The 21447-nt window shown below is 70.8% G+C and carries 16 protein-coding genes and 1 tRNA gene; 5 read left to right on the top strand and 12 right to left on the bottom strand.

The window, feature by feature from the left end:
• Together AB0D74_RS10805 and AB0D74_RS10800 are read left to right on the top strand one after the other, a co-directional pair.
• Positions 1-1028 (top strand): discoidin domain-containing protein (locus tag AB0D74_RS10805; protein ID WP_362583026.1); only part of this gene is annotated, 1028 nt, incomplete at its 5' end.
• Between the two features lie 38 nt (positions 1029-1066).
• Positions 1067-1498, top strand: a complete 432-nt coding sequence (locus AB0D74_RS10800; RefSeq protein WP_362583023.1) for a hypothetical protein — start codon at positions 1067-1069, stop codon at positions 1496-1498.
• Between the two features lie 62 nt (positions 1499-1560).
• Here AB0D74_RS10800 and AB0D74_RS10795 read toward each other — a convergent pair whose 3' ends face one another.
• From AB0D74_RS10795 to AB0D74_RS10770, 6 genes are all read right to left on the bottom strand, one after another.
• On the bottom strand, positions 1561-2337 hold the full coding sequence (locus tag AB0D74_RS10795) for a Pvc16 family protein (protein WP_362583021.1): 777 nt from the start codon (positions 2335-2337) through the stop codon (positions 1561-1563).
• Positions 2338-2378: 41 nt separating this feature from the next.
• Positions 2379-4604 (bottom strand): hypothetical protein, encoded by a 2226-nt coding sequence (locus AB0D74_RS10790; RefSeq protein ID WP_362583019.1) that lies wholly within the window; start codon positions 4602-4604, stop codon positions 2379-2381.
• Positions 4605-4659: 55 nt separating this feature from the next.
• Positions 4660-5712 (bottom strand): hypothetical protein, encoded by a 1053-nt coding sequence (locus tag AB0D74_RS10785; RefSeq protein WP_362583017.1) that lies wholly within the window; start codon positions 5710-5712, stop codon positions 4660-4662.
• 66 nt (positions 5713-5778) lie between these two features.
• Entirely contained in the window at positions 5779-6516 is a 738-nt protein-coding gene (locus AB0D74_RS10780) for a ferritin-like domain-containing protein (RefSeq protein ID WP_362583014.1), read from the bottom strand.
• Positions 6513-7085, bottom strand: coding sequence for a ferritin-like domain-containing protein (locus AB0D74_RS10775; RefSeq protein WP_362583011.1), 573 nt, complete (start codon positions 7083-7085; stop codon positions 6513-6515). Before AB0D74_RS10775 ends, AB0D74_RS10780 begins: the two co-directional genes overlap by 4 nt.
• Positions 7086-7174: 89 nt before the next feature.
• Entirely contained in the window at positions 7175-10753 is a 3579-nt protein-coding gene (locus tag AB0D74_RS10770) for a putative Ig domain-containing protein (protein ID WP_362583008.1), read from the bottom strand.
• A gap of 440 nt (positions 10754-11193) precedes the next feature.
• Here AB0D74_RS10770 and AB0D74_RS10765 point away from each other — a divergent pair, with 440 nt between their 5' ends.
• Positions 11194-11823: a LuxR C-terminal-related transcriptional regulator gene (locus tag AB0D74_RS10765; protein ID WP_362583004.1), complete on the top strand. Its 630-nt coding sequence runs from the start codon at positions 11194-11196 to the stop codon at positions 11821-11823.
• Positions 11824-11914: 91 nt separating this feature from the next.
• Here AB0D74_RS10765 and AB0D74_RS10760 read toward each other — a convergent pair whose 3' ends face one another.
• The 5 genes from AB0D74_RS10760 to AB0D74_RS10740 all read right to left on the bottom strand — a co-directional run bounded on the left by AB0D74_RS10760 (position 11915) and on the right by AB0D74_RS10740 (position 17807).
• A complete protein-coding gene (locus tag AB0D74_RS10760) occupies positions 11915-14146 on the bottom strand; it encodes a helix-turn-helix transcriptional regulator (protein WP_362583002.1) in 2232 nt (743 codons plus the stop codon).
• Between the two features lie 359 nt (positions 14147-14505).
• Positions 14506-14578, bottom strand: a tRNA-His gene (locus AB0D74_RS10755).
• A gap of 114 nt (positions 14579-14692) precedes the next feature.
• Positions 14693-15295: an oligoribonuclease gene (gene orn, locus AB0D74_RS10750; RefSeq protein WP_362582999.1), complete on the bottom strand. Its 603-nt coding sequence runs from the start codon at positions 15293-15295 to the stop codon at positions 14693-14695.
• A gap of 608 nt (positions 15296-15903) precedes the next feature.
• Positions 15904-17076: a helix-turn-helix domain-containing protein gene (locus AB0D74_RS10745; RefSeq protein ID WP_362582996.1), complete on the bottom strand. Its 1173-nt coding sequence runs from the start codon at positions 17074-17076 to the stop codon at positions 15904-15906.
• Between the two features lie 377 nt (positions 17077-17453).
• On the bottom strand, positions 17454-17807 hold the full coding sequence (locus AB0D74_RS10740; protein ID WP_362582993.1) for a hypothetical protein: 354 nt from the start codon (positions 17805-17807) through the stop codon (positions 17454-17456).
• Positions 17808-18137: 330 nt separating this feature from the next.
• Here AB0D74_RS10740 and AB0D74_RS10735 point away from each other — a divergent pair, with 330 nt between their 5' ends.
• Together AB0D74_RS10735 and AB0D74_RS10730 are read left to right on the top strand one after the other, a co-directional pair.
• Entirely contained in the window at positions 18138-18665 is a 528-nt protein-coding gene (locus tag AB0D74_RS10735; protein WP_362582990.1) for a universal stress protein, read from the top strand.
• Positions 18666-18819: 154 nt separating this feature from the next.
• On the top strand, positions 18820-19386 hold the full coding sequence (locus tag AB0D74_RS10730) for a GPR1/FUN34/YaaH family transporter (RefSeq protein ID WP_362582987.1): 567 nt from the start codon (positions 18820-18822) through the stop codon (positions 19384-19386).
• 241 nt (positions 19387-19627) lie between these two features.
• Here the strand turns inward: AB0D74_RS10730 and glmS are convergent, their stop codons facing one another.
• Complete coding sequence (gene glmS, locus AB0D74_RS10725; RefSeq protein WP_362582985.1) at positions 19628-21445, bottom strand: glutamine--fructose-6-phosphate transaminase (isomerizing); 1818 nt, start codon at positions 21443-21445, stop codon at positions 19628-19630.
• Positions 21446-21447: the final 2 nt, after the last annotated feature.

Here is a 21447-nt window from a genome sequence, read left to right as displayed (position 1 = left end):
CTTCCCCACCCCGACCCACTACCCATCTGCCCGTCGCCCCCCCCGAGCCCGCGCCCGCCCCCGGGGCGGACGCGGACGATGCGCGGCCCACCGGTCCGGCGCCCACCGGAGTCGGCACCGCCCCGGTACGGTCACCGGGGGAGATCCGCGAACAGGCGCCGCAGATCGCGCGGGCTCGGGCGGTCGCGGTGACCAGGACCGCGCCGACCCGTCGGCTGCACCCGGGCGACCTCGTGTGCGGGGCGTGTGGCGAGGGCAATCCGAGCACGCGCAGCTTCTGCAGCCGGTGCGGCGCCTCGCTGGTCGAGGCGGTGAAGGTCAAGCCACCGTGGTGGCGAAGGTTCGTGCCCAGGCGCGGACCGCGCGTCGTCCAGCTCGCGCAGGCCGAGGGCGGCGGCCGGGCGGACGGCACGTCGGCCGCGCACCTCGCCGGACCCGGCTTCGATCCGAAGTCGGCGCTCCGGCAGATCTACCGCAAGGGCCGCATCGTCGTCGCGGTGGCCCTGCTCTTCGGCGGCATGCTCTACGGCACGTACCCGCCGTTCCGCAGCACGGTCGACAGCAGGGCGCGGAGCCTGAAGGCCAGGGTCACCGGCGCGGTCGCCCACGACCTCTCGCCGATCCACGCCGTCAGCGTGACGGCGAACGCGTCGGAGCACGGGCATCCCGCGTTGAACGCCGCGGACGAACTGCTCGACACCTACTGGCTGGCACCCTGGTCGACCTCGGCCGAACCGGCCCTCACCTTCACGTTCGCACACCGCGTGACGCTGATGAAGATCATCCTGCACTCGGGTGCGAGCAACGCCTACGTCCGGGACGGCAGGCCCAGCGAACTGCGGCTGACGTACTCCAACGGCGAGTCCTTCACCATCGTCCCGAAGGACACCTCGCAGGAGCAGGAGTTCTCCGTCCGCCACGCGGAACTCGTCAGCAGCGTGCGGATAAAGGTCGGCGCGGTGTATCCGGGCAGCAGCGGGTCCACCGTAGGCGTCTCCGAGATCGAGCTGTTCGGCTTCACGACCTGACAGGGCACGACACGGCACGACACGGCACAGGAGGACGCGTGGCGGATTTCGTCATCAGAACCGGGGACCTGCTCGAAGTGACCATCCCGGCGCCCGCGGTGGTACCGGCGCTGGCGGCGCCGCTGCCACTGACCGGTTCGAGCTCGAACGTGACCGTCGGCGGAACGCCCGTCTGCCTCCAGGGAGACGAACTGCCGATGGTGCTGCGCGCGCCGCTGGCGTACACGGCACCGCCCTTCACCCAGCCCGGCACGGGCACGTTGGCACTCACCCTGCTGCCGGAGAACCTGACGCGGAAAACCACCAACGGCGGCAAGCCGATCCTGGTCAGGGGCTCCACGTTCACGGCCGTGTTCACGGTGGAGACACCCGCCACCCAGCCGCCTCCGACCGCCCTGCCCGACCCGCTGCTGGCGAAGCCGGGCACCGCGCGGTTCATCACCACCAACATCTCGGTGACCGCGGGCTGAGGGCGCGGGCAGCACGGCGGGTCCGGCGGGACAGGACAGGCGTACGCGCCGCGACCGCGGCGCTACGGCTCGTTTCCCGGCCGGGGCGTGGCCCGGCGGGACTCGGTGACCGTGCGCCGCTCCCAGCGCCGCACGGTTCCCGCGGCCCCCGCCGGTGCCGGGCCGGCCGGGGCCGGGCCGGCCGTCGCGGCGGCCTCGCCGGTCGGGCCGGTCGGGCCGGGGACGGGCAACCGGGCCGCGCCGAGCACGATTCCGCGGGCCGGCGGCGCGAGGTCGGTCACCATCGGCGGCACCACGGGCGCCACCAGTTCCAGTACGAGATGCGCGCGCGGCGCGATCCCGAGCCCAGGCCACAGGCCCTGCGTCGAGCGCCCCGGCTCGTCGCCCCCGCAGCGCACGAAGGACGGGAGCCCGGCCTCGGCCAGGGCTCCCGTCAGATGGTCGTCCGCGAGGGTGTCGGTGTTCGTGCAGGCGTCGATCAGCAGGCCGAGCAGGTCGTGCTCCTCGATCGCCCGCAGGGACGCCTCCTCGGACGCCTCCTGGCCGGTGCCTGCCGCACCGGCCCACACGGTGACCGTGTAGGAGATCCGGTAGTGGCGAACCGCGGGCTGCCTGCCCACCAGCCGCCCGTCGGCGTCGCGCACCTCCGACCATCCGGAGGGCGGCAGGTCCTGCCCGTCCCTCCGGACGTCGCCGAGGAACAGGCTGACGAAAGGAGCGCCGGACACCGGCCGCTCCCAGTCGGCGCGCGGCGTGTCGAACCTGACGCCGGTGCCCGGCGGCAGAACGCTCTCCAGCCAGTTGGCGAGTGAGAGGTCCGCGTCCCGCAGCGTGCTCATCGGTCTCCTCGTGTGCCGCTCCCGCGGTCGGTCACGCGTACTCAGGCCCGGAAGACGTCTCCGACGTCCCGCGTCCGAGACCGGGTGACGCTCTCCGTCTGCCGGCCGAGTCCGTACTCCGGGGTGCGGGCCCCCTTCGGCAGATCCATGAAGTGGCCGATCCGCCACGTACCGTCCTCTGCCTGGAACCCGATGTACGTGGTGGCCCGTTCCGGGCTCACGATGGCGTGCCATGTGCCGCGCAGAACGGTGTCGTTCTCCTTGATGCGCATGGCGTTCTCCAGGGCGTTGTCCACGGTGCTCTCCATGGAGATCCCGCTCCAGTTGGTGAACGAGTCCCGGTGGATGTCGCGCGCCCGCCATGTCCGCTTCCCGGGGTTCCAGTCTCCCCAGACCTGGATTCCGCCGAAGTCCAGTGCGACGTACACGAGATGGGACTCCGCAGGGCCGTCCAGCCTGCTCCGGGTGCGGTCCGTCGTCGTCACCCGGTGGCCGTTGATCTCGTCGGGAACCACGCCGGGGTGCGCCTTCTGGTCGACCGGAAGCGGCGGCGGGCTCTTCTTCCAGGACTGCTTCAACACGAAGCCGAGGGGCAGCTGGGCGAGGTTGATGGCCGTCAGCCTGCCGGCGAGCTCGTCTCCGGAGAAGAACTCCGCAGGGGTGATCTCGCAGTGTTTGACCACCACGCCCACGATCGGCTGGACGATCAGGCGTTGCAGGGCATGGGCGAGCTCGCCCGGGTCGACCGGCCCGTCCTCGTCGTCCTCGTCGGCCGACCCCGGAGAGTAGAGGAACCCGAGAATTTCCGTGGGGGTGCTCAGGGAGGCCAGCTCGTCGGCCACCCCCTTCGCGAATTCCGTGGCCTTCTCGCCGATTGCCTCGTTCAGCGGGGGTTCGAGCTTTTCCCGGACCCAGTCGGCGCCGTTTTCATAGCACCCTTCGACCTTCGTCCAGAACGCCTTCTCGCCGCCCTCCTTCGGCAGGGGAAGCTTCCCCTGGCTCCTTGCCTCCTCGATCTTCTTCCCGGCCAGCTCCGCCCGCTCGTCGAGGACCTTTCCGACAACGTCCTTGACGAAGTCGGCGATCGGGTCGAACACCGCCATGACCAGCTCGCCCGCCCCGGGGGGAGCGGCGAGCAGGCCCCCGGCGACCGTCACCTGCAGCGCGCCGAGGAAGATGTCGAGCGCCACCTTCTGGTTGTCCTGCAGCCTCTTGAACAACATGTCAGGATTTTCGTTGTACGCCGTGAAGAGACTGCCCTTCACGTCCACCCGCTCGAACCTGGCGACCCCCGCCGTCACCGCCGCCTCGGTCGCCAGCTTGTTGCTCACGATGTTGAAAAGGTCGGCGACCCGCAGGAAGAATCCCGAGAGGTTGGTCACCTCGAGGACCGTCCCGAGAATGCTCGTACCGGCTCCCGCCACCGTCTGGAGGCCCTTGAGGTTCTCGACGGTGAAACTGTTCGCGTATATATAGGCGTCGAGCATCTTCGTGTCGATCGTGAGCGTCATGCCCTTGTAGGCGGCGGCCGTCGCCATGGACTTGCGCGCCATGTCGGGGAAATACCCGGCGATGACCTGGTGGGCCTCGCGCATGGCCTTGAGAAGCTTCTTGTCGTCGGCGTCAAGAGCATCCTCGACGGCGGTGCGGGCCCTGCCGAGCGTGAGGTCGTACTTCTCGAACGTCGGCTTCAGGCGCCGCAGTTCGCCCTCTCCTGTCACGGACAGGCCCCCGGTGTTCAGGGCACCCCTGACGAACTCGAGTTTCTTGAACTTGTCGACCTCGGCCAGGATGCGGTCGATGGCCTCGACCTGCCGGGGGATGCCGTCGATGAGCACACCGATCGAATCGCTGAGCTCGCGAGCCTTCTTCCGCAGGTTCTCGCCGGAGTAGTCCTCCCTGGCTCTGTCGATCCGCTCCTCGAACAGCTCGGCGACCTCCAACTGCGCCATCTCCGCCGCCTTCTCGCTCACCTCGACCGCGATCTGGCCGGTGAGCTGCTCGGAGATCCGGCCGGCGTGTGCCTCCAGCAGGACCGCGGCGCACTTCTTGCTGAGCACGTCCCAGATCCTGGGGTGGATGACCAGTCCCTGGCTCCTGTCCTCCAGCCGGACGACCCGCTCGCCGAGTGTCGCGATGTCGTCCTTGAGGACCTCCTGGTCGATCAGTCTGTCGAGCGCGCCCTTCGTGCGCTCGAAGCTCTCGACCAGATGCTCCCGGTCGGTCAGGGGTTGCTTCCGGCCTTCGCTCGCGCCGTCGAACGGCATAATGCACACTCCTTGGAACAGCTGGGGAATTCATCGCCGGATCCGGCGCCGTGCGTCATGCCTGATGTGAAAGGACCAGCTCCAGCAGCTCGCTCAGCTCTTCCGCGCTCAAGTCCTCGTGCGCCTTGAGCAGTTCTTCGAGCTGCGCTTTCTGCGCGTCGGCCATCAACTGCGTCACAGCCCCGAAGAACATCTCTCCGGCCTGGCTGCTCAGGATTTCCTCGGCCTCTTCGGCCGTGAGCTCGGCCTCCGGGTCGAAGACCCGCGCGTCCAGCCCGTCCGCGACGGCCGCCAGGACGGCCACCTTCTGGGCATGCGGTGCGGGCTCCTCGACCACTTCCTCGGCCGGTGCGGGCTGGGCCGGTGCGGAGTAGGCCGGTTCGGGCTGGGCCGGTTCAGGCTCCGGAAGCAGGCCCTCCTGCGCCAGCAACTGCTCGTACTCGTCGTGCCAGACGGCCGCGTCCCGGGACGCGCCGAACACCCACCGCCCGTCGACGGCCTTCATGAAGTGGTCGCCGTAGGGTTCGACGATCTCCGCTTGCTCGTAGCCGGCGTCGGCCGCGTTCTGCTCGTACTGGTCGTACTGGTCGTACTGGTCGTACTGGTCGTACTGGTCGTACTGGTCGTACCGGACGTCCAGGATCTGCCAGTCGGCCGAGTCCGGCCCCGAGGCGTAGAGCCACTGGAACTCCTGCGTTCCCGGGAGCTTGGCGTACTTGTAGTACTGAGTGCCCTCGACGGGCTCCGCGGGATCGAAGTCCGGATTCGGCTGCGGCTGGGCCTGCTCGTTCTGGACCCGCCACTGCTCGACGACGCCCCCGAAAGCGTCGACGAACATCTCCAGTTCGCTCTGCCCGGCGTCCTCCCGCAGCGAGGAGTGGAACAAGCCCTCGGTGTCCGGGTCCGCCCATTCGGCCAGACACTCGGCGACCCAGCTGTCCTCCTGCTCGAACCACGCACGGTCCTGGTGGAATACCAGCGGCACCAGGACGTCGTTGAGCCAGTCGACGTCACCGCGCTTCGCGCCGTTCGCCAGCTGGACCGGGCTCTCCGCCTCCTCCTCCGGGACGGTCCGCGCGGGGGCCAGGAGCGCCTTGAACATCGGCATCAAAGGGATGGTCTGCTGCAAAGGATCCTCCTGGGGAAATCGCACGTGCGAGTGCGCGGCGAGCCTTCATGCCGTCAGTTCCGTGGTCCGCAGGGCCTCGTTCGTACCGAGGAAGTTCGCGGTCCAGGGCCGTCCGCCGAGCACATAGCCGAGCGTCGCGGCGTGCATCGCCTCGACGGGCGCGATCGTGGCGGCGGCGGTCACGGCCGGCCCGACGCCCGCCAGGCTGCCGGCCGCGGCCATGTGGGTCTGCGCCGCCTGGTACTCCAGGCCCTGCACCGCGGACACGACCTCGTCCACGTCCGACGCCGCTTCGATCCGGTCCAGCAACCGTGCGTGGCCCGAGAGCGGGACCCCGGTGACGACCGGCTTGCGCGCCTCGCGCAGGATCGCGTTCCAGGTCGCGGCGTGCTGGGTGTGATGGGCTGCCGCGGTCCGTACGAACGCCGCGAGCGCGGGTACTTCCGGGCCGAGCCTCCCGGCGCGCAGCACCGCGTCGACCGCCCGGTAGGCGCTCACCGCCTGGTTCTCCAGCGCGGCGGCCAGGGCCACGGTCCGCAGGTCTCCGGAGTACGGCGACGACGCGTGCCGGCCGCTGCCGCTGCCCCCGTCCACCGCGAGGCCCACCCCGATCACCGCGGCGCCCAGGACGACACCCCCGGCCCCCAGGATCAGGGACCGGCGGGACGGCCTGCTCTTCGTGTTCTCCGCGCCGGGTGGTGCTTCCTCCGGGTCGAGTGCCTCCTGCCCCGGGTCGGGGGGATGCTCGCCGTCCACGTCGGGCACATGCTCGGTGCCGGTCACCGCACCGCTCCTTCGTTGATCGCTGACGCGGCCGTGGTGGGATAGACGGCGTGCGGAACGCCGACCGTGCCCGCCGCCGCCGGGACCGCTCGCGCGGCGGCCCCGCGCGCGTGCGCCCCCGTGGTGCCGCTCTCCGGCAGCATCCGGAGGATCAGCAGTTCCGCACCGTGCTGCGCCTCGACCGAGGCGACGTTCACGAACAGCGAGCGCAGGCCGCCGCGTTCGGCCAGGCTCGCGTAGCGGGTGCAGGTCCCCGCGTTGTTGCCTTCGAGTTCGGTGAGCAGGCTGACCAGCGTGTCCGGATCGGTCATGGCGGCCAGCCGCCGGCTCACCGTCGCGGCGTACAGGGGGTCCGCGGCATGCTGCGGAGCCCCGCCGGCCCTGACCACCGCCTGGTTGAACGCCTGCGCGTGCGCCAGGTGGTGGGCCCTGTTGCGGGCCACCAGAGCCCGCAGCCGAGCGCTTCCCCGCACCACGAAGGGCAGTTCGGCCGCGGTCGTGTAGGACTGGACGGCGAGGTTCTCCAAGGACGCGGCGGTCTGGAGCACCAGCACGGCCAGCGGGGGCACCGGCGGGGCCGTCGCGGCAGGCGACCCGGCAGGCGACCCGGCAGGCGACCCGGTAGGCGGGCTGTCAGGCGACCCGCTCGGTGATCCGGTCACTGGGAGCCTCCACCGGTCGCACCGCCGCCGGAAGCCGGCGGCGTGGGGGCGGGCAGGGTCCTGATCGACTCCGAGTAGGTGGCCGTGACCTTGTTGTCGCTGTCCTCGGGGTCGGTGGAGGTGACCGTCACGGTGAAGGTCGCCGTCCCGTCGGTGAGATCGTCGATCTCTCCGCTCATCGTCCCGGTGGAGGTGTCGAAACTGTCGCAGTCGAGGCCGGATTCGTCGCACACCGCGGGGCTGACGTCGTACGAGTACGTGCCGGCGCCGTAGCCGCCGCTCGGGCTGCCGACGGTCACGGCGAAGTCCGTCAGCGGGGTGCCGCCGGTCTGGGTGTGCGTGCTCCTGTTGAACTGCACGGTCAGCGCCGGCACGGCGGCCTTCACGTGCACCGTCGTGGTCACGGACTCGCCCAGGGCGTCCTTGACCGTCACCTGCCCCGTGTAGTCGGTCGCGGCACAGCCGACCGTCACGGTTCCGGTGGGCGGTCCGTCCGTGGCGGCGGGGTTCGCGCACGTCCCGTCGGGGGTTCCGGTGACCTCACCCGTCGACGCGTCGATCGACATCCACGCCGATCCCGGGCCGGGGGCCAGGGTGAACCTGTAGGGCGCCAGACCGTTGGCCGGCTGGACGGATCTGCCCTGGAAGCGCGTCCCGACCGTACCGTTCCACGGGTCCGGGGTCTGCACGGTCAGGGGGTCGACGACGGTGATGGAGATGCTGGTCTTCGCGGTCACCGTGTAGTCCGTGGTGTCGCTCACCGTGACCGTGAACTGGTACGTCCCGGCGCTGGCGGGCGACCGCACGGTGCCGGTGACCGCCCCGGTGGTCGAGTCGAGCCCGAGGCCGTCCGGCAGCGCTCCCTCGGTCACCGACCAACTCCGCTTGCCGGAGCCGCCGGTCACATTGGTCGGCGCGAATCCCTTGTACGGGAATCCCAGGGCCGCCTCCGGAATCGTCGAGGGCTCCTGGAAGCCCAGCGGCAGCACGACCGTCAGCGACAGACCCGACTTGGTGTCCGTCTGGGGCGTGGGACCCGAATCGGTCACGGTGACATCGAGGGTGACGTCGCCGGTCGACTCCGGTGTGCCGCTGATGACACCGGTGACGGGGTCCAGGCTCAGGCCGTCCGGCAGCGGGGTGTCCTTGGACAGGGCCCAGGTGTACGGGGCCGTGCCGCCGACCGCCTTGAGGGTCTGCGCGTACGGTTTCCCGGTCAGCGCGTGGGGCAGCGGTGAGGTCGTGATGATCCCCAGCGAGGCCACCACCGTCAACGTCAGGGTCTTGGTGGTGGTCAGCGGGGGCTTGCTCGAATCCGTCGCCTGCACACTGAACGGGAAGCTGCCCGTCGCCTGTGGCCGGCCGGTGATCGAGCCGTTCGACCCGAGCGTGAGATCGTCCGGCAGCGTACCCATCAGCGTCCACACGTACGGCGCGGTGCCGCCCGCCGCGGTCAGCTGCGCCCCGTAGTCCTTGCCGAACGTCCCCTGGGGCAGGCTCGACGTGGTGGCGGCGAACCCGGACACCACCTCCAGGGTGAACGTCTGGGACCTGGTGTGGGCGGGCATGGCGGAGTCGGTGACGTACACGGTGAACGTCGAGGAGCCGGCCGCCTGCGGCGTTCCGCCGAGCACACCGGTCTTCGGGTTGAGCGTCAGTCCCGCGGGCGCCGAACGGGGCGCACGGGAGATCGACCACGTGTACGGCTCGACGCCGCCGGAGGCGCTCAGCGGCTGCGAGTACAGCGCCTTGGTGACCCCGTCCGGCAGGGACAGGGTGCTGATCCCCAGCGGGTTGGAGACCGTCAGGGACAGCGCCTGGGTGGCCGACTGGTTCGGCATGGCGGAATCCGTGACCTGGACGGTGAAGTCGAAGACGCCGGCCGTGGTCGGGGTACCGCTGATCGCCCCGGAGCCCGGGTCGAGACGCAGCCCGTTCGGGAGCGCCCCCTTGCCCGCGGCGAGCGCCCATCGGTAGGGGGCGGTGCCGCCGATCGCCTCGAGTGTCTGCGAGTACGGGCTGCGCGTGGTCCCCCCGGGCAGCGTGGAACTGTTCACGGCCAGCGAGTTGCGGACGGTCACCTTGAACGTCCTGGTGGCGGACTGGGCGGGCGGCCCGGCATCCGTCACCCGCACGGTGAACGTGCTCGTCCCGGCCATGGCCGGGGTTCCGGTGACGGCTCCCGTCTGGGGCGAGAGCGAGAGGCCCATCGGGAGCGACCCGGACTTGACCTGCCAGGTGTACGAGCCGGTGCCGCCGGTGGCGCCGAAGGACTCGGAGTAGGGCTTGCCGCGCGCCGCCTGGGACAGCGAGGTGCTGGTGACCGACACCGGGCTCACCACGTTGACCGTCACGGAACCGGTCAGGATCGCCGGGCTCGCGGGGCTGGGACTCGCCGTGCCCGCCGTCGGACCGGGCGTCGCGCCGGCGGCGGACGGGGACCCGGACGTGGTGGCGGCGTCGGGGGAGTGCGTAGCGGCGGCGGGGGACGCCGTGTCGGTGGCGCCGGTCGCGGTGATGATCGCCGTGCCCGGGTTGTGCGCGGTCACCTCGCCGCTCGACGAGACCGTGGCGACATGCGGGGCGGACGAGGTCCACACGAGCTTGGGGTGTGCGCCGGTGCCGCCGGAGAAGTCGCCGGTCGCCGGGACGGTCGCCCCCGTGACGACGGTCGGCGAGGCCAGCTTGACGGTCAGCGCGGTCGGCGGCGCGGGCTCGGCGGCTTTGGCGGCCTTGGTGGGCTTGCCGCTCGCCATGGCCTTGGCCGCGGCCGACTTCGCGGCGCCGGCCGCGTCCTGCGCGTCCGCAGCCGCCGACGCGGCGGAGTGCGCGACGGGCTGGAGCACGGTCATCCACAGCGCGAACAGCAGGCCACAGGCCACCACCGTGATCCCGAGCACCGGCAGCAGCCATTCGGGCAGCGTCTGCTTCTCCAGCATCACGCCCTCGGCCCGCGCGGCCTCACCCCGCTCCGGCAACGCGGAGACCTCGAACGGCAGCGTGCGGTTGGGCCCCTTCAGGAACGTCTTGCGGGGCACGGCCTTCAGGCGTACGAAGGTCGCCGTGCCCGGTCTGGCGACGAACAGTGCGGGCTTCGTTCTGAAGCCCAGCTTGACCTCCGGGTCGAGCGCCTCGACCCGGACCTGCTCCGGCCGGTTGCCGCGGTTCTCCACGACGAGCTTGAAGCGCGCCGCACGCCGTCCCGTCGAACTCTTGGGCACCAACTGCGCGGCGAGGTCGCCGAACTCCCCGACCCTGACGGTGCCTTCTTCGATGCACGAGCCCGCGGAGTCCTCGGTCGACATCGCGCGCAGCCCGAACCGGACCTCGCCCGGGGCCTGGGAGGCCGTGCGCGGCGGCCGGAACCGGACCCGGACCTGCTCGACCGCACCCGGCAGGAGATTGGCCTGCGCGGGTTCGACGTCCGCCCACTCGGCGGCCTCGCCGAGCACGTCGAGCAGGATGCGGTCGACCACCATCCCCGTGTTCTCCACGCGTAGGACGCACACGGCTTCCTCGCCCGGTACGACCTCGACCGCGTCGTTGTCGTCCGCGAAGACGACGGAAACTCCCATCGGCCCGGTCCCCCCTTCCTCGTTCCTCGTCCACGTTCCTCGGGAATCGCTTCTGCCGACCGTTCTGCGCACCCCGGGCCGTTCGGAGGAGAGCGCGCGTCAGCACGGCACGCGGCGCGAAGCGTCCCGGCGTGCCGGAACAGAGTGGCATCGGGCGCGGCCCGGCGCCTGCGCGAACGTGCAGCAAAAAGCGCAGCCGGGACGGGGGCGGCGACCCTCGCGGAGAGCGCGGTACTGCCGCTCTCCGCGACACCCGGTGCGCGATTAGGCACCGCCTAGGAGCTTCCCTAGTCGACATCCCCAGCCGGGATATGGTCATTTTGTGAAGAGGCCGCACACGTAGCGCGCACTTCACGGCGAACCAGCCTCCTGGAGTGGCACCGGATCCGGCCGCAGCGGCCGGCGTATCCGCCTCGGCCATCAGACCCTGGGAGGTCGTTTTGGAACGTCGGATACCGGTGTCGATCCACGCGGACGACCCGATCACGCGGGCGGGGCTGACGACCGAGCTGCGCCAGCGCGCCGAGGTCGAGCTCGTCGACTTATCACCCGTGGGCGGACCGGCCAGAGTGGTGGTGTTCGCGCTCGACGCGCTGTCGGTGTCGGCCCTCGAACTGATCAGGGCGGTGCGCTCGCGCGACGGGGCGCAGGTCGTGCTCGTCCTCTCCGCCCTGTCGGACGACGAACTGCTGGCGGTCGTCGAGTCGGGAGCCTACGCGGTGCTGTGGCGGTGGGAAGCCACCGCCACCTCGCTCACCGAGGCGGTGATCAGGGCCGCTTCGGGCAACGCGGCCCTGCCCTCCGATCTGCTGACCCGTCTGCTGAAGCAGGTGGGTCGGCTCCAGCAGCACGTGCTGCGTCCCCAGGGCCTGAGCCTGACCGGACTCTCCGACCGCGAACGCCGGGTGCTGCGCCTGGCGGCCGACGGCTTCGGCACCGACGAGATCGCGGGCGAACTCGCCTACTCGAAACGCACCGTGGCCAGTGTGCTGCATGACGTGACGGTCCGTTACCGGCTGCGCAACCGCACCCACGCGGTCGCATTCGCCATCCGCGAAGGTCTGATCTGAGGACCGCAGCCGAAGGATTCAGGGCCACGCCGGGATTCGACGCCGGAGCGCCGCTCGGGAGCGTGCGCACCGCCGGATGCACCTCGCTGCCTCACTGCCGCGGCCGGGCGGTCGGCTCGGTCCCGGGCCCCTTCTCGCCGCCACCGTCGGTCAACGCGTCCATTTCGGTGCGGAGTTGGCGGCGCGAGGCGATGCCCAGCTTGGCGAAGACATGGCCCAGGTGGTACTCGATCGTCTTGGCACTCACGAACAGGGCACGCGCGATCTGCGGGTTCGTCAGGCCCTGTGCGGCCAGCTGTGCGATGCGGTACTCCTGTGGCGTCAGGGAGACGGGCGAGCGGCCCGCCGTCTCGACGCCCCCCTCCACGCCACCGGTTCCGGCCCCGGGGATGTGCGCGCCGACCTCCTGCAGTTGTCTGAGGCACTGTTCCGCGAACGGCCGCGCACCGAGCTCGACGTAGCGGCCGTGTGCGGACAGCAACCACCTGATGGCCGACCTGCGTCGCCGCGTGCCCAGCAGCAGCCTGCCGTAGTCGTGTTCGAGCTGAGCGCGGGTGAACGGCGAGTCCTCGTCGGCCGGCTGCTCGACCGTCGCGGCGAGCCGCTCGGCCGCGGCGGCCACGTGCCCCTCGGCGGCTTCGAGCCGGGCTTCGAGCCGGGCCATGGCCGTCGTCGCGAGAGCACCGGGCTCGACGGCGGCGCGCAACGGGGCGAGCGCGGCGTGCGCCGCGGCGAGCCGGCCGGTGTCGATCAGAGCCGCGATGTACAAGGGGCGCCACAGCAACTGCTCGGTCGAGAACAACCCCAGCTGGGCGGCGACGGGGGCGAGCGCAGCCAGTACGCGGCCGGGCTCCCCGCGTGCATGGGCCAGCGTCGCCGCGGCCAGTGCCGGAAACACCGCGTAGCGGGCCGGACCCAGTGTGTGCTGGTCCCTGGCCAAGGAGTCCACCCGCTCCGCGGCCACGTGCCAGTCACCGCGCAGAGCGCTGATGCTCGCCGTGAGCGCGGTCGCCGGGATGGCGTGGCGCCGGTCGTTGCGGGCCTCGGCCACCCGGATGCCCTCGTGGGCGTCGCGCAACGCCGCGTCCCAGTCGCCGAGTTGGTACTGGGCGAAGCCGAGCAGGGCGTACGACAGCGGAAGGACCGGTCCGACCGGGCCGTCGTACGAGCGCACGACCCATTGGAGATCGCTCATGGCCTGGCTGGGCCTGCCGCTCTGCAGCAACCACATGCCACGAGCCCACCGTAAGATCGCGTGCCCGGCCCCGTCTCCGTCCGACGCACCGAGTTCGGGCGCGAGCAGCTCCAGCCGGCGAAGCGAAGCGTCCGCCGAACGGTGGATCCTGCCGTGCGCGTCCGCCGCGAACCACACCGACCAGTCCCTGAACTCCTCCGGGAGCCCGTCCTGTGCCAGCAGGGACAACGCGACCCGCTGCTCGGCTTCGTGGTCCCCGTTGTCCGCGTGCAGGGTCGCGGCCGCGAGCTCCACGACCGCGCGCTCCGCGGGGGGCCGGTCGCCGACGAGTCTCCTGGCCTGATCGAAGAGCGACTGCGCGGCTTCGAACCGCGCCTCACGCGCGGCCATCTGACCGAGGAACAGGTTGCGCTCCAGGCCGGGCTTCAGAAGCGCGAGCCGCTGTCCGAGTGCCGCCGCCCATCCGGCGGTGGGCATCAGCTGACCCCACAGGGCCGCGATGAGCAGCCTTCGTTCCTGCTCGTCCCTGTCCACCGAGACGTCGGCGGACCACAGCAGGAGGGTTCCGGCCCGTTCCGTGTCCCCGGCCTGGTGATACCGCGTCGCCTCGCTCTCCAGCCGCGTGGCGAGTTCGGGATCGCTCCGGCCGGTGCCGAGCAGTGCGTGCTGGAGCCCTTGGACGCCGCTGACCTGCTTGGCCGAGGCGAGGTGCATCGCCCGGCGCAGGGGCGCGGGCAGGTTCCAGTACACGACGCCGCGCAGGGACGGGGAGCTGATGCCGACCGGTTGGGCGAGGCCGCGCGGTGACCAGGTGACGAACCCGGCCTCGATGAGGTCGTGGAGCGCGGCGCTGGGATCGGCCACGTCCGCGATGACGGAGAGGATCGGCAGCGGGGTCTCCTGATCCACCACGGCCATCGCCGCCAGCAGACGCAGACTCGGCTCGGGTAGTTCGTCGAGCGTGCGCGCGATGTCATGGTGGAGCGCCGCAGCGCGCGGCTCGGCGGCTGCCGCCTGTCCTCCGTCGGATCGGGCCGTACGTCCGCCCGTTTCGTGCCCGGTCTCCGCCGCCGTGCCGAGGCCGTCCGCTGCGGCCGTGGGCTGCGGGGTGGGAGAGGGAGCACTCATGCGATGGCCTGCTTTTTGGTGTCGACCAGCAGAACGTGCATGACGACATCGCCCTTTCTTGCGCGCTCATGACAACTCGGAGTTCCATGGCGACTCTTGCGTCAAGCGGGATCCAATGATACGAGCCCCGAAAGGCTAACCTCGGCACCGTAAGGCCCAGATCAAAATGACGCCTGGGTCGTCCGCCACCCGCTGCCCGGCCTGGATGCCTACATCACGTGAGGTTCTGTGGCGGACTTGCGGCTGTCGCTCCTCCTGGACGACTCGAATCGCGTGCGGAGGGGCCGTGGTTCGGCCGTGGCCAAACGGCAGACAGGCCCGTGATCTGCGTTTCCGCAGATCACGGGCCTGTCCCGTAGGGTGAGTGACGGGACTCGAACCCGCGACATCCTGGACCACAACCAGGTGCTCTACCAGCTGAGCTACACCCACCACGACCGGCGGTGACTTTGTGGTTTCTCCGACCGGCCGAGAAAAAGTGTACAGGGTCCGAAGGGGTGCTCGCGCACGGCTTTCCGGGGGCCGTCTCCGGGGCCTCCCGGGCGCCTATTCCGCAGGCAGGACGTGCTTGGCCGCGATCGTCCGCGCGGTGTCCGAGTCCGGGCCGGGCTGCGGTACGAAGATGGCCTCGCGGTAGTAGCGCAGTTCGGCGATCGACTCGCGGATGTCGGCGAGGGCGCGGTGGTTGCCGTTCTTCTCCGGGCTGTTGAAGTAGGCCCGCGGGTACCAGCGCCGGGCCAGCTCCTTGACGCTGGACACGTCGACGATCCGGTAGTGGAGGTATCCCTCCAGGGCCGACATGTCCCGGGCGAGGAAACCGCGGTCGGTGCCGACGGAGTTTCCGCACAGCGGGGCCTTGCCGGGCTCCTTCACGTGTTCCCGTACGTAGGCCAGGACCTGCTCCTCGGCCTCGGCGAGCGTCGTGCCGCCGGCCAGCTCGTCGAGCAGGCCGGACGTGGTGTGCATCTGCCGCACCACCTCCGGCATCGTCTCCAGTGCCTTGGCCGGCGGACGGATGACGATGTCCACGCCCTCGCCGAGCACGTTCAGCTCGGAGTCGGTGACCAGTGCGGCCACCTCGATGAGCGCGTCGTCGGACAGCGAGAGGCCGGTCATCTCGCAGTCGATCCACACCATGCGATCGTTCATGCGACCACCCTAAAGCTGACGTCGGCGTTTGGGTGCCCCCGGTACGACGCCGACCTCTGCGGGGACCGCGGCCCCCACGCCCCACACCACCGGCCTACGGCCTCGTCCTCAATCGCCGGACGGGCTGGGTGGGCGGCTGGGCGCGGTCGTCTTCGAACGCCGGGCGGCTTGAGCGGGCGGCGGGTGCGGTCGGTCTCGAACGTCGGCCGGGCCGAGTGGGCGGCTGGGTGCCGGTCGTCCTCAATCGCCGGAGGGGCTGAGCGGGCAGCTGAGCGCGGTCGGCTTCGAACGCTCACCGGGCTGGGTGGGCGGCTGGGTGCCGGTCGGCTTCGAATGCTGGCTGGGCCGGGGCGGCGGCTGGGTGCGGTCGGCTTCGAACGTCGGCCGGGCTGAGTGGGGGGTTGGCCTTGAACAGCGGCCGGGCCGGGAGGGCAGCTGGGGGCCGGTGTTCGCGGGTGGCCGGTTCTCGGTGGTGTGTCTGGGAGTGGGTGGGCGGGTGTCCCCGCTTTTCCACCTCGCCCCTTGATCTACCGAGTCGGGTGGTGGGTGGGCGAGGGGGGAGTATGAGGCCGGCCCACCCGGGATGGTCGGGTGGGCCGGTGGAGGGGTCAGCTGCCGGTGCGGGGGCCGGGGAGGCTGGCGGAGAGGCCTACCGTGGCTGTCCTGCGGGTCTGCATCGGCAGTACGCCCTCGGGGTACGGGACCGCGAGCGGACCCGTGGGCGGCAGCGGCGCCGGTTCCGGTGTGTCGGGGCGCTCGGACTGCGGGCGGCGAGCCCGGTACGCGGCCCGGTACGCCGCCGGGGACGAACCCAGCTGGCGGCGGAAGTGGCCGCGCAGGGCGACGGGGGAGCGGAAGCCGCAGCGTCCCGCCACCTCGTCCACCGAGTAGTCCGACGTCTCCAGGAGGCGCTGCGCCTGGAGGACCCGTTGCGTGATCAGCCACTGGAGCGGGGCCGACCCGGTCAGCGAGCGGAAGCGACGGTCGAAGGTACGGCGCGACATGTACGCGCGCGCCGCCAGCGTCTCCACGTCGAACTGCTCGTGGAGGTGCTCCAGCGCCCAGGCGACGACCTCGGCCAGCGGGTCGGCGCCGATCTCCTCTGGTAAAGATCGATCGAGGTAGCGCTCCTGACCGCCGGAGCGGCGCGGCGGGACCACCAGGCGGCGGGCGAGCGCACCGGCCGCCTCGTTGCCGTGGTCCGTCCGCACGATGTGGAGACAGAGGTCGATTCCGGCCGCCGTACCGGCGGAGGTGAGGACGTCGCCGTCGTCCACGAAGAGTTCTCGCGGGTCGACGTGGACCGACGGATAGCGCTTGGCCAGCGTCGGCGCGTACATCCAGTGGGTGGTGGCCGGGCGGCCGTCCAGCAGCCCCGCGGCGGCCAGTACGAACGCACCCGTGCACAGCCCGACTATGCGGGCCCCCTCCTCATGGGCGCGGCGCAGCGCGTCCAGCGCCTCTTCCGGTGGCGGCGCGGTGATCGAGCGCCAGGCCGGTACGACGACCGTGCCGGCGCGTGAGATCGCTTCCAGGCCATGCGGCGCGGTGAGTTCCAGGCCCCCTGTGGTCCGCAGCGGGCCTTCCTCGCCTCCGCACACCAGCAGTCGGTAGCGGGGTACGCCGGCGTCCTGGCGGTCTATCCCGAACACCGACAGCGGTATGGAACTCTCGAAGATGGGGCCGCCGCTGAACAGCAGCACCGCGACGATCTCCTTGCGGCGTCGCCCGGACAGTTTCCGGGCCGCGGCTTCCGGCGCGGCAGTGGAGTCGTGGCTCATCCTGCTAAGCCCCCCTCGGTGGTCGCGGCTCCTCGGTTGTGTCGCTCCTGCACGTTTCCCCTCGGTCCTGCACGAGTCCCCCGCCGTAAGACGTCAAGATCGAATCTACTGGTTTCCGCGGTGCCGCGTTGACCAGTTCGACACGCCGTCGATTGTCGACATGACAACTTGGCGTGAAGCATTCGATCACGAAGGGTTGCACTCACGGGCCGTGCAGGGAAGTGCGCCTCGTGGCAGTGGCCAAACCGCGTAGGGTGCGGAGGGTCCCGCAGACCCTTTCCGTGCAGGTGGAACGGGGGTTGGGGGGTGGTTGGTACACCCCCTGTGCAGGTCCGCCAAGTTGGCTGAAAAGAAGCGTTGGTGTGCGCGGAAACCGGTCAGTCGACCGGTGTACTGCTCCGGGTGTGACGTCCGCCTCCCCGGGCCGCCGTCCCGCGCTCGGCGCCGAGTCTCGCGCCGAGCTCCGAGCGGCGCAGCAGGAAGTGGCACGCGGTGGTGACGGCGGCGAGACCGAGGGCGGTTCCGGCGGCGCCGGCCGGCGGGGTGCCGTACCAGAGGAGTACGACGGGGACGAGCGCACAGGAGAACACGGCCCAGCGCACCACGTCGCCGGCGGTGTCCGGAGCGCGGCGCGGGGCGGGGTGCGGGGCGGGGCGCGCGCCGGGCGTGCGGCGCGGGGCGCGGCGTGGTGCGGGGCGTGGGGCGGGGGTGGTGCGGCGCGGTCCGGACATGGTGGTACTCCCTCGTGACGCACTCGTACCGGGATCAACGCGCGTTCGGGCGGTCGGTCACCGTGCGTGGAGGTTCCGCTGCTGTCCGAATCCTGTGCAAACCGCCTGTACGGGGCAGCAACCATTGCGTTACGGGCGCGGCTCGTGCATGCTCCCTGGAACCCCTAACCGACTCCGGGGAAGGTCCCCTACGGAGAGTGTGCGGGATCTGGGCTGAGGAGGCGTGCAGCCGTACCCTTGGGGGTATGGGGTTGGGAAGATGTTTCCCGGACACAAGCTCGCCGCACACTGTCGTCCCTCCCACACAAGGATCACTACGCCGAGACAGCCATGGCCGGTCACGAATTCTTTGATCCAGCGGACCGCAAGCGGCCGGTCGCCGACCCCACGGCGGCCGACGCGCTCGCGGCGGAAGAGCCACGCCCTTCCTGCGATCCAGCCTTCAAGCACGGAGTGGTCGTCGGCTTCGACGGCTCCACCTCCAGTGAGCGCGCTCTCGCCTATGCGATCGGGATGGCACACCGCTCCCGCGCAGGCCTGATCATCGTCCACGTCGCCAACAGACTGCCGACCACCGTGTGGGCCGGCTGCGAGCCACCCGTCTTCGTCGACGTCCCGGACCACCGGACGGAGGTCCTCGGGCTGGAGCTCGCCTGCGCCGAGTACCTGGCCGAGGTGCCCTGGATCCTCGTCGAGCGCGGCGGTGACATCTGCCACGAACTCGAAGAGGTGGGGCGGGAGTACGAGGCCGACGCGATCGTCGTGGGGTCGACCCACGGGATCGTGGGACGGATCTTCGGCTCCGTCGCCGGGCGGCTCGCCAAGCGGGCGAAGCGCCCTGTCGTTGTCATTCCGTAACTCCACGTTCGCCCAGGTGAGATGCGCCGTGGGAACGGTCCGGCTCTCTTCGTGCAGTGCCTGAAATTCCTGGCGTGCAGAGGTGTTTGTGCCCTTGTGAAGGGCATATATCGGTCACCGCGCACAACTGCACAAAGCATGAAGGGAGCCCGCCGTGGACAACGACGTCTCTGCGGGAAGCGGAACCACCACCGTGGCCGGTCGACTCGCCCTGGGTATCACCCTGTTGGCGTTCGGACTCGGCACCACCGGTGTCATCGACAACGTCACCACCTCTGACGCCGTGTCAATCGCCCACTACGTGGGCGGAGTCGCCCTCTTCCTCGTCGGCCTGCTGGCCTTCCGTGACCGTGACACCGTGAACGGCACGGGCTATGTGGCCCTCGGCGCCCTCTGGTTCACCTGGGCCGTCTCGTCCGGCGGCCATGCCTCGGCCAACGGCGCCGGGCTCTTCCTGCTCCTCTTCGCCCTCGTGGCCCTGTCGTTGACCCTCGCGGGCGGCGACCAGCTCGGACAGGCCGTGCACGGGCTGCTGTTCCTGGCGATGCTGGTGCTCGCCGTCGCGCAGTTCGCCGACAGCTCGTCACTGACCAAGGTCGGCGGCTGGGTTGCGGTGGCGGCGGGGGCGGTGGCCTGGTACGCCGCGACGGCCGCGCTCGCGCACTGGCCGACGGTGCTGCCGGGGCGGGCTGCCGGCCGTGGGGTGACGGCCCACGGCTGACAAGGCAGCCGACGCCGGGGAGTTGGGCGTCCCCGGCGACATGAAGAACGGACCCCCCGTGGCTCTGTGGCACACGTGGGGGTCCGTTCCGTTGTCCGGCCCCTGCCGGCCGGTGGGGGTCGCTCGCGCAGTTCCCCGCGCCCCTATGGGGCGCGTTGATCCTCGCGACGACTCAGCGCCCCGTAAGGGGCGCGGGGAACTGCGCGACCAGCCCCCACCGACCGGTACTCGCAAAACCGCGTTACTCCACCGTCACCGACTTGGCGAGGTTCCTGGGCTTGTCGATGTCGCGGCCCAGGGCCTTCGCCGTGTGGTAGGCGAGGAGCTGGAGCGGGATGCCCAGCAGGATGGGATCCAGCTCGTCCTCGTTCTTCGGGACGACGATCGTGCGGTCGGCCTTCTCCTGGTGCTGGTGGGCCACCGCGAGGATCTTGCCGCTGCGGGCCTTGATCTCCTCCAGGGCCGCGCGGTTCTTCTCCAGGAGGTCGTCGTCGGGGACGATCGCCACCGTGGGGAGGGCCGGCTCGATCAGCGCCAGCGGGCCGTGCTTGAGCTCGGACGCCGGGTACGCCTCCGCGTGGATGTAGGAGACCTCCTTGAGCTTCAGGGAGGCCTCCCGGGCCACCGGGTAGCCCCGGACGCGGCCGATGAAGAGCATCGAGCGGGCCTCGGCGTACTCCTTCGCCATCTGCTCGATCTCCGCCTCCTGCGCGAGGATCTCCGAGATCTGCGCCGGCAGCTTGCGCAGACCCTCGATGATCCGCTTGCCGTCGCGGACCGAGAGGTCGCGGATCCGGCCCAGGTGCAGCGCCAGCAGGGCGAAGGCGACCGTTGTGTTCGTGAAGCACTTGGTGGAGACCACGCAGACCTCGGGGCCCGCGTGCACGTACGTGCCGCCGTCCGCCTCCCGGGCGATCGCCGAGCCCACCACGTTCACCACGCCCAGCACCCGCGCGCCCTTGCGCTTCAGCTCCTGGACGGCGGCGAGCACGTCGTACGTCTCACCGGACTGGGAGACCGCGATGTACAGGGTGTCGGGGTCGACCACCGGGTTGCGGTAGCGAAACTCCGAGGCCGGCTCGGCGTCGGCGGGGATGCGGGCCAGCTCCTCGATCAGCTGGGCGCCGATCATGCCCGCGTGGTACGAGGTGCCGCAGCCGAGGATCTTCACCCGGCGCACGGCCCGCGCGTCCCGGGCATCCAGGTTGAGGCCGCCGAGGTGCACGGTGGAGAAGCGGTCGTCGATCCGGCCGCGCAGCACGCGGTCGACCGCGTCGGGCTGCTCGAAGATCTCCTTGTGCATGTACGTGTCGTGGCCGCCCATGTCGTACGACTCGGCCTCCCACTCCACGGTGGTCGGCTCGGCCGTCGTCCGGGTGCCCTCGGTGGTGTAGGTGCGGAAGTCGTCGGCCTTGAGGGTGGCCATCTCGCCGTCGTCGAGGGTCACTATCTGGCGGGTGTGGGTGACCAGGGCCGCGATGTCGGAGGCGACGAACATCTCCTTGTCGCCGATGCCGAGGACGACCGGGGAGCCGTTGCGGGCGACGACGATCCGCTCGGGGAAGTCGGCGTGCATGACCGCGATGCCGTAGGTGCCCTCGATCAGGCGCAGCGCCTGGCGGACCTTCTCCTCCAGGGTCTCCGCCTGGGAGCGGGCGATCAGGTGGGTGAGGACCTCGGTGTCGGTCTCCGAGAGGAACACCACACCGTCCGCCTCCAGCTTGCGGCGCAGCTCCGAGGCGTTGTCGATGATGCCGTTGTGGACGACGGCGACCTTCTGGTCCGCCGACATGTGCGGGTGGGCGTTCACGTCGGAGGGGGCGCCGTGGGTGGCCCAGCGGGTGTGGGCGATGCCGGTGGTGCCCTTGAAGCGCGCGGGCACCTTGGCCTCCAGGTCCCGGACCCGGCCCTTGGCCTTCACCATCTTCAGCCCGGCCGTCTTCGGGGCGGAGACGACGATGCCCGCCGAGTCGTACCCGCGGTATTCCAGCCGCTGGAGACCTTCGAGGAGGAGGGGGGCGACGTCGCGCCTACCGATGTATCCGACAATTCCGCACATAT

This window comes from Streptomyces sp. NPDC048278 (genome assembly GCF_040652195.1).
Taxonomy (GTDB): domain Bacteria; phylum Actinomycetota; class Actinomycetes; order Streptomycetales; family Streptomycetaceae; genus Streptomyces.
Note: the sequence above shows the minus strand (reverse complement) of the source record. Positions and strands in the feature narration are given on the sequence as shown.

Bases quoted from the DNA above. Each gene is read 5' to 3' on its own strand.
- AB0D74_RS10735 (WP_362582990.1), top strand. From the start codon at position 18,138: ATGGCCGGTCACGAATTCTTTGATCCAGCGGACCGCAAGCGGCCGGTC.
- AB0D74_RS10770 (WP_362583008.1), bottom strand. From the start codon at position 10,753: ATGGGAGTTTCCGTCGTCTTCGCGGACGACAACGACGCGGTCGAGGTC.
- AB0D74_RS10745 (WP_362582996.1), bottom strand. From the start codon at position 17,076: ATGAGCCACGACTCCACTGCCGCGCCGGAAGCCGCGGCCCGGAAACTG.
- AB0D74_RS10790 (WP_362583019.1), bottom strand. From the start codon at position 4,604: ATGCCGTTCGACGGCGCGAGCGAAGGCCGGAAGCAACCCCTGACCGAC.
- AB0D74_RS10785 (WP_362583017.1), bottom strand. From the start codon at position 5,712: ATGCCGATGTTCAAGGCGCTCCTGGCCCCCGCGCGGACCGTCCCGGAG.
- AB0D74_RS10795 (WP_362583021.1), bottom strand. From the start codon at position 2,337: ATGAGCACGCTGCGGGACGCGGACCTCTCACTCGCCAACTGGCTGGAG.
- orn (WP_362582999.1), bottom strand. From the start codon at position 15,295: ATGAACGATCGCATGGTGTGGATCGACTGCGAGATGACCGGCCTCTCG.
- glmS (WP_362582985.1), bottom strand. From the start codon at position 21,445: ATGTGCGGAATTGTCGGATACATCGGTAGGCGCGACGTCGCCCCCCTC.
- AB0D74_RS10760 (WP_362583002.1), bottom strand. From the start codon at position 14,146: ATGAGTGCTCCCTCTCCCACCCCGCAGCCCACGGCCGCAGCGGACGGC.
- AB0D74_RS10740 (WP_362582993.1), bottom strand. From the start codon at position 17,807: ATGTCCGGACCGCGCCGCACCACCCCCGCCCCACGCCCCGCACCACGC.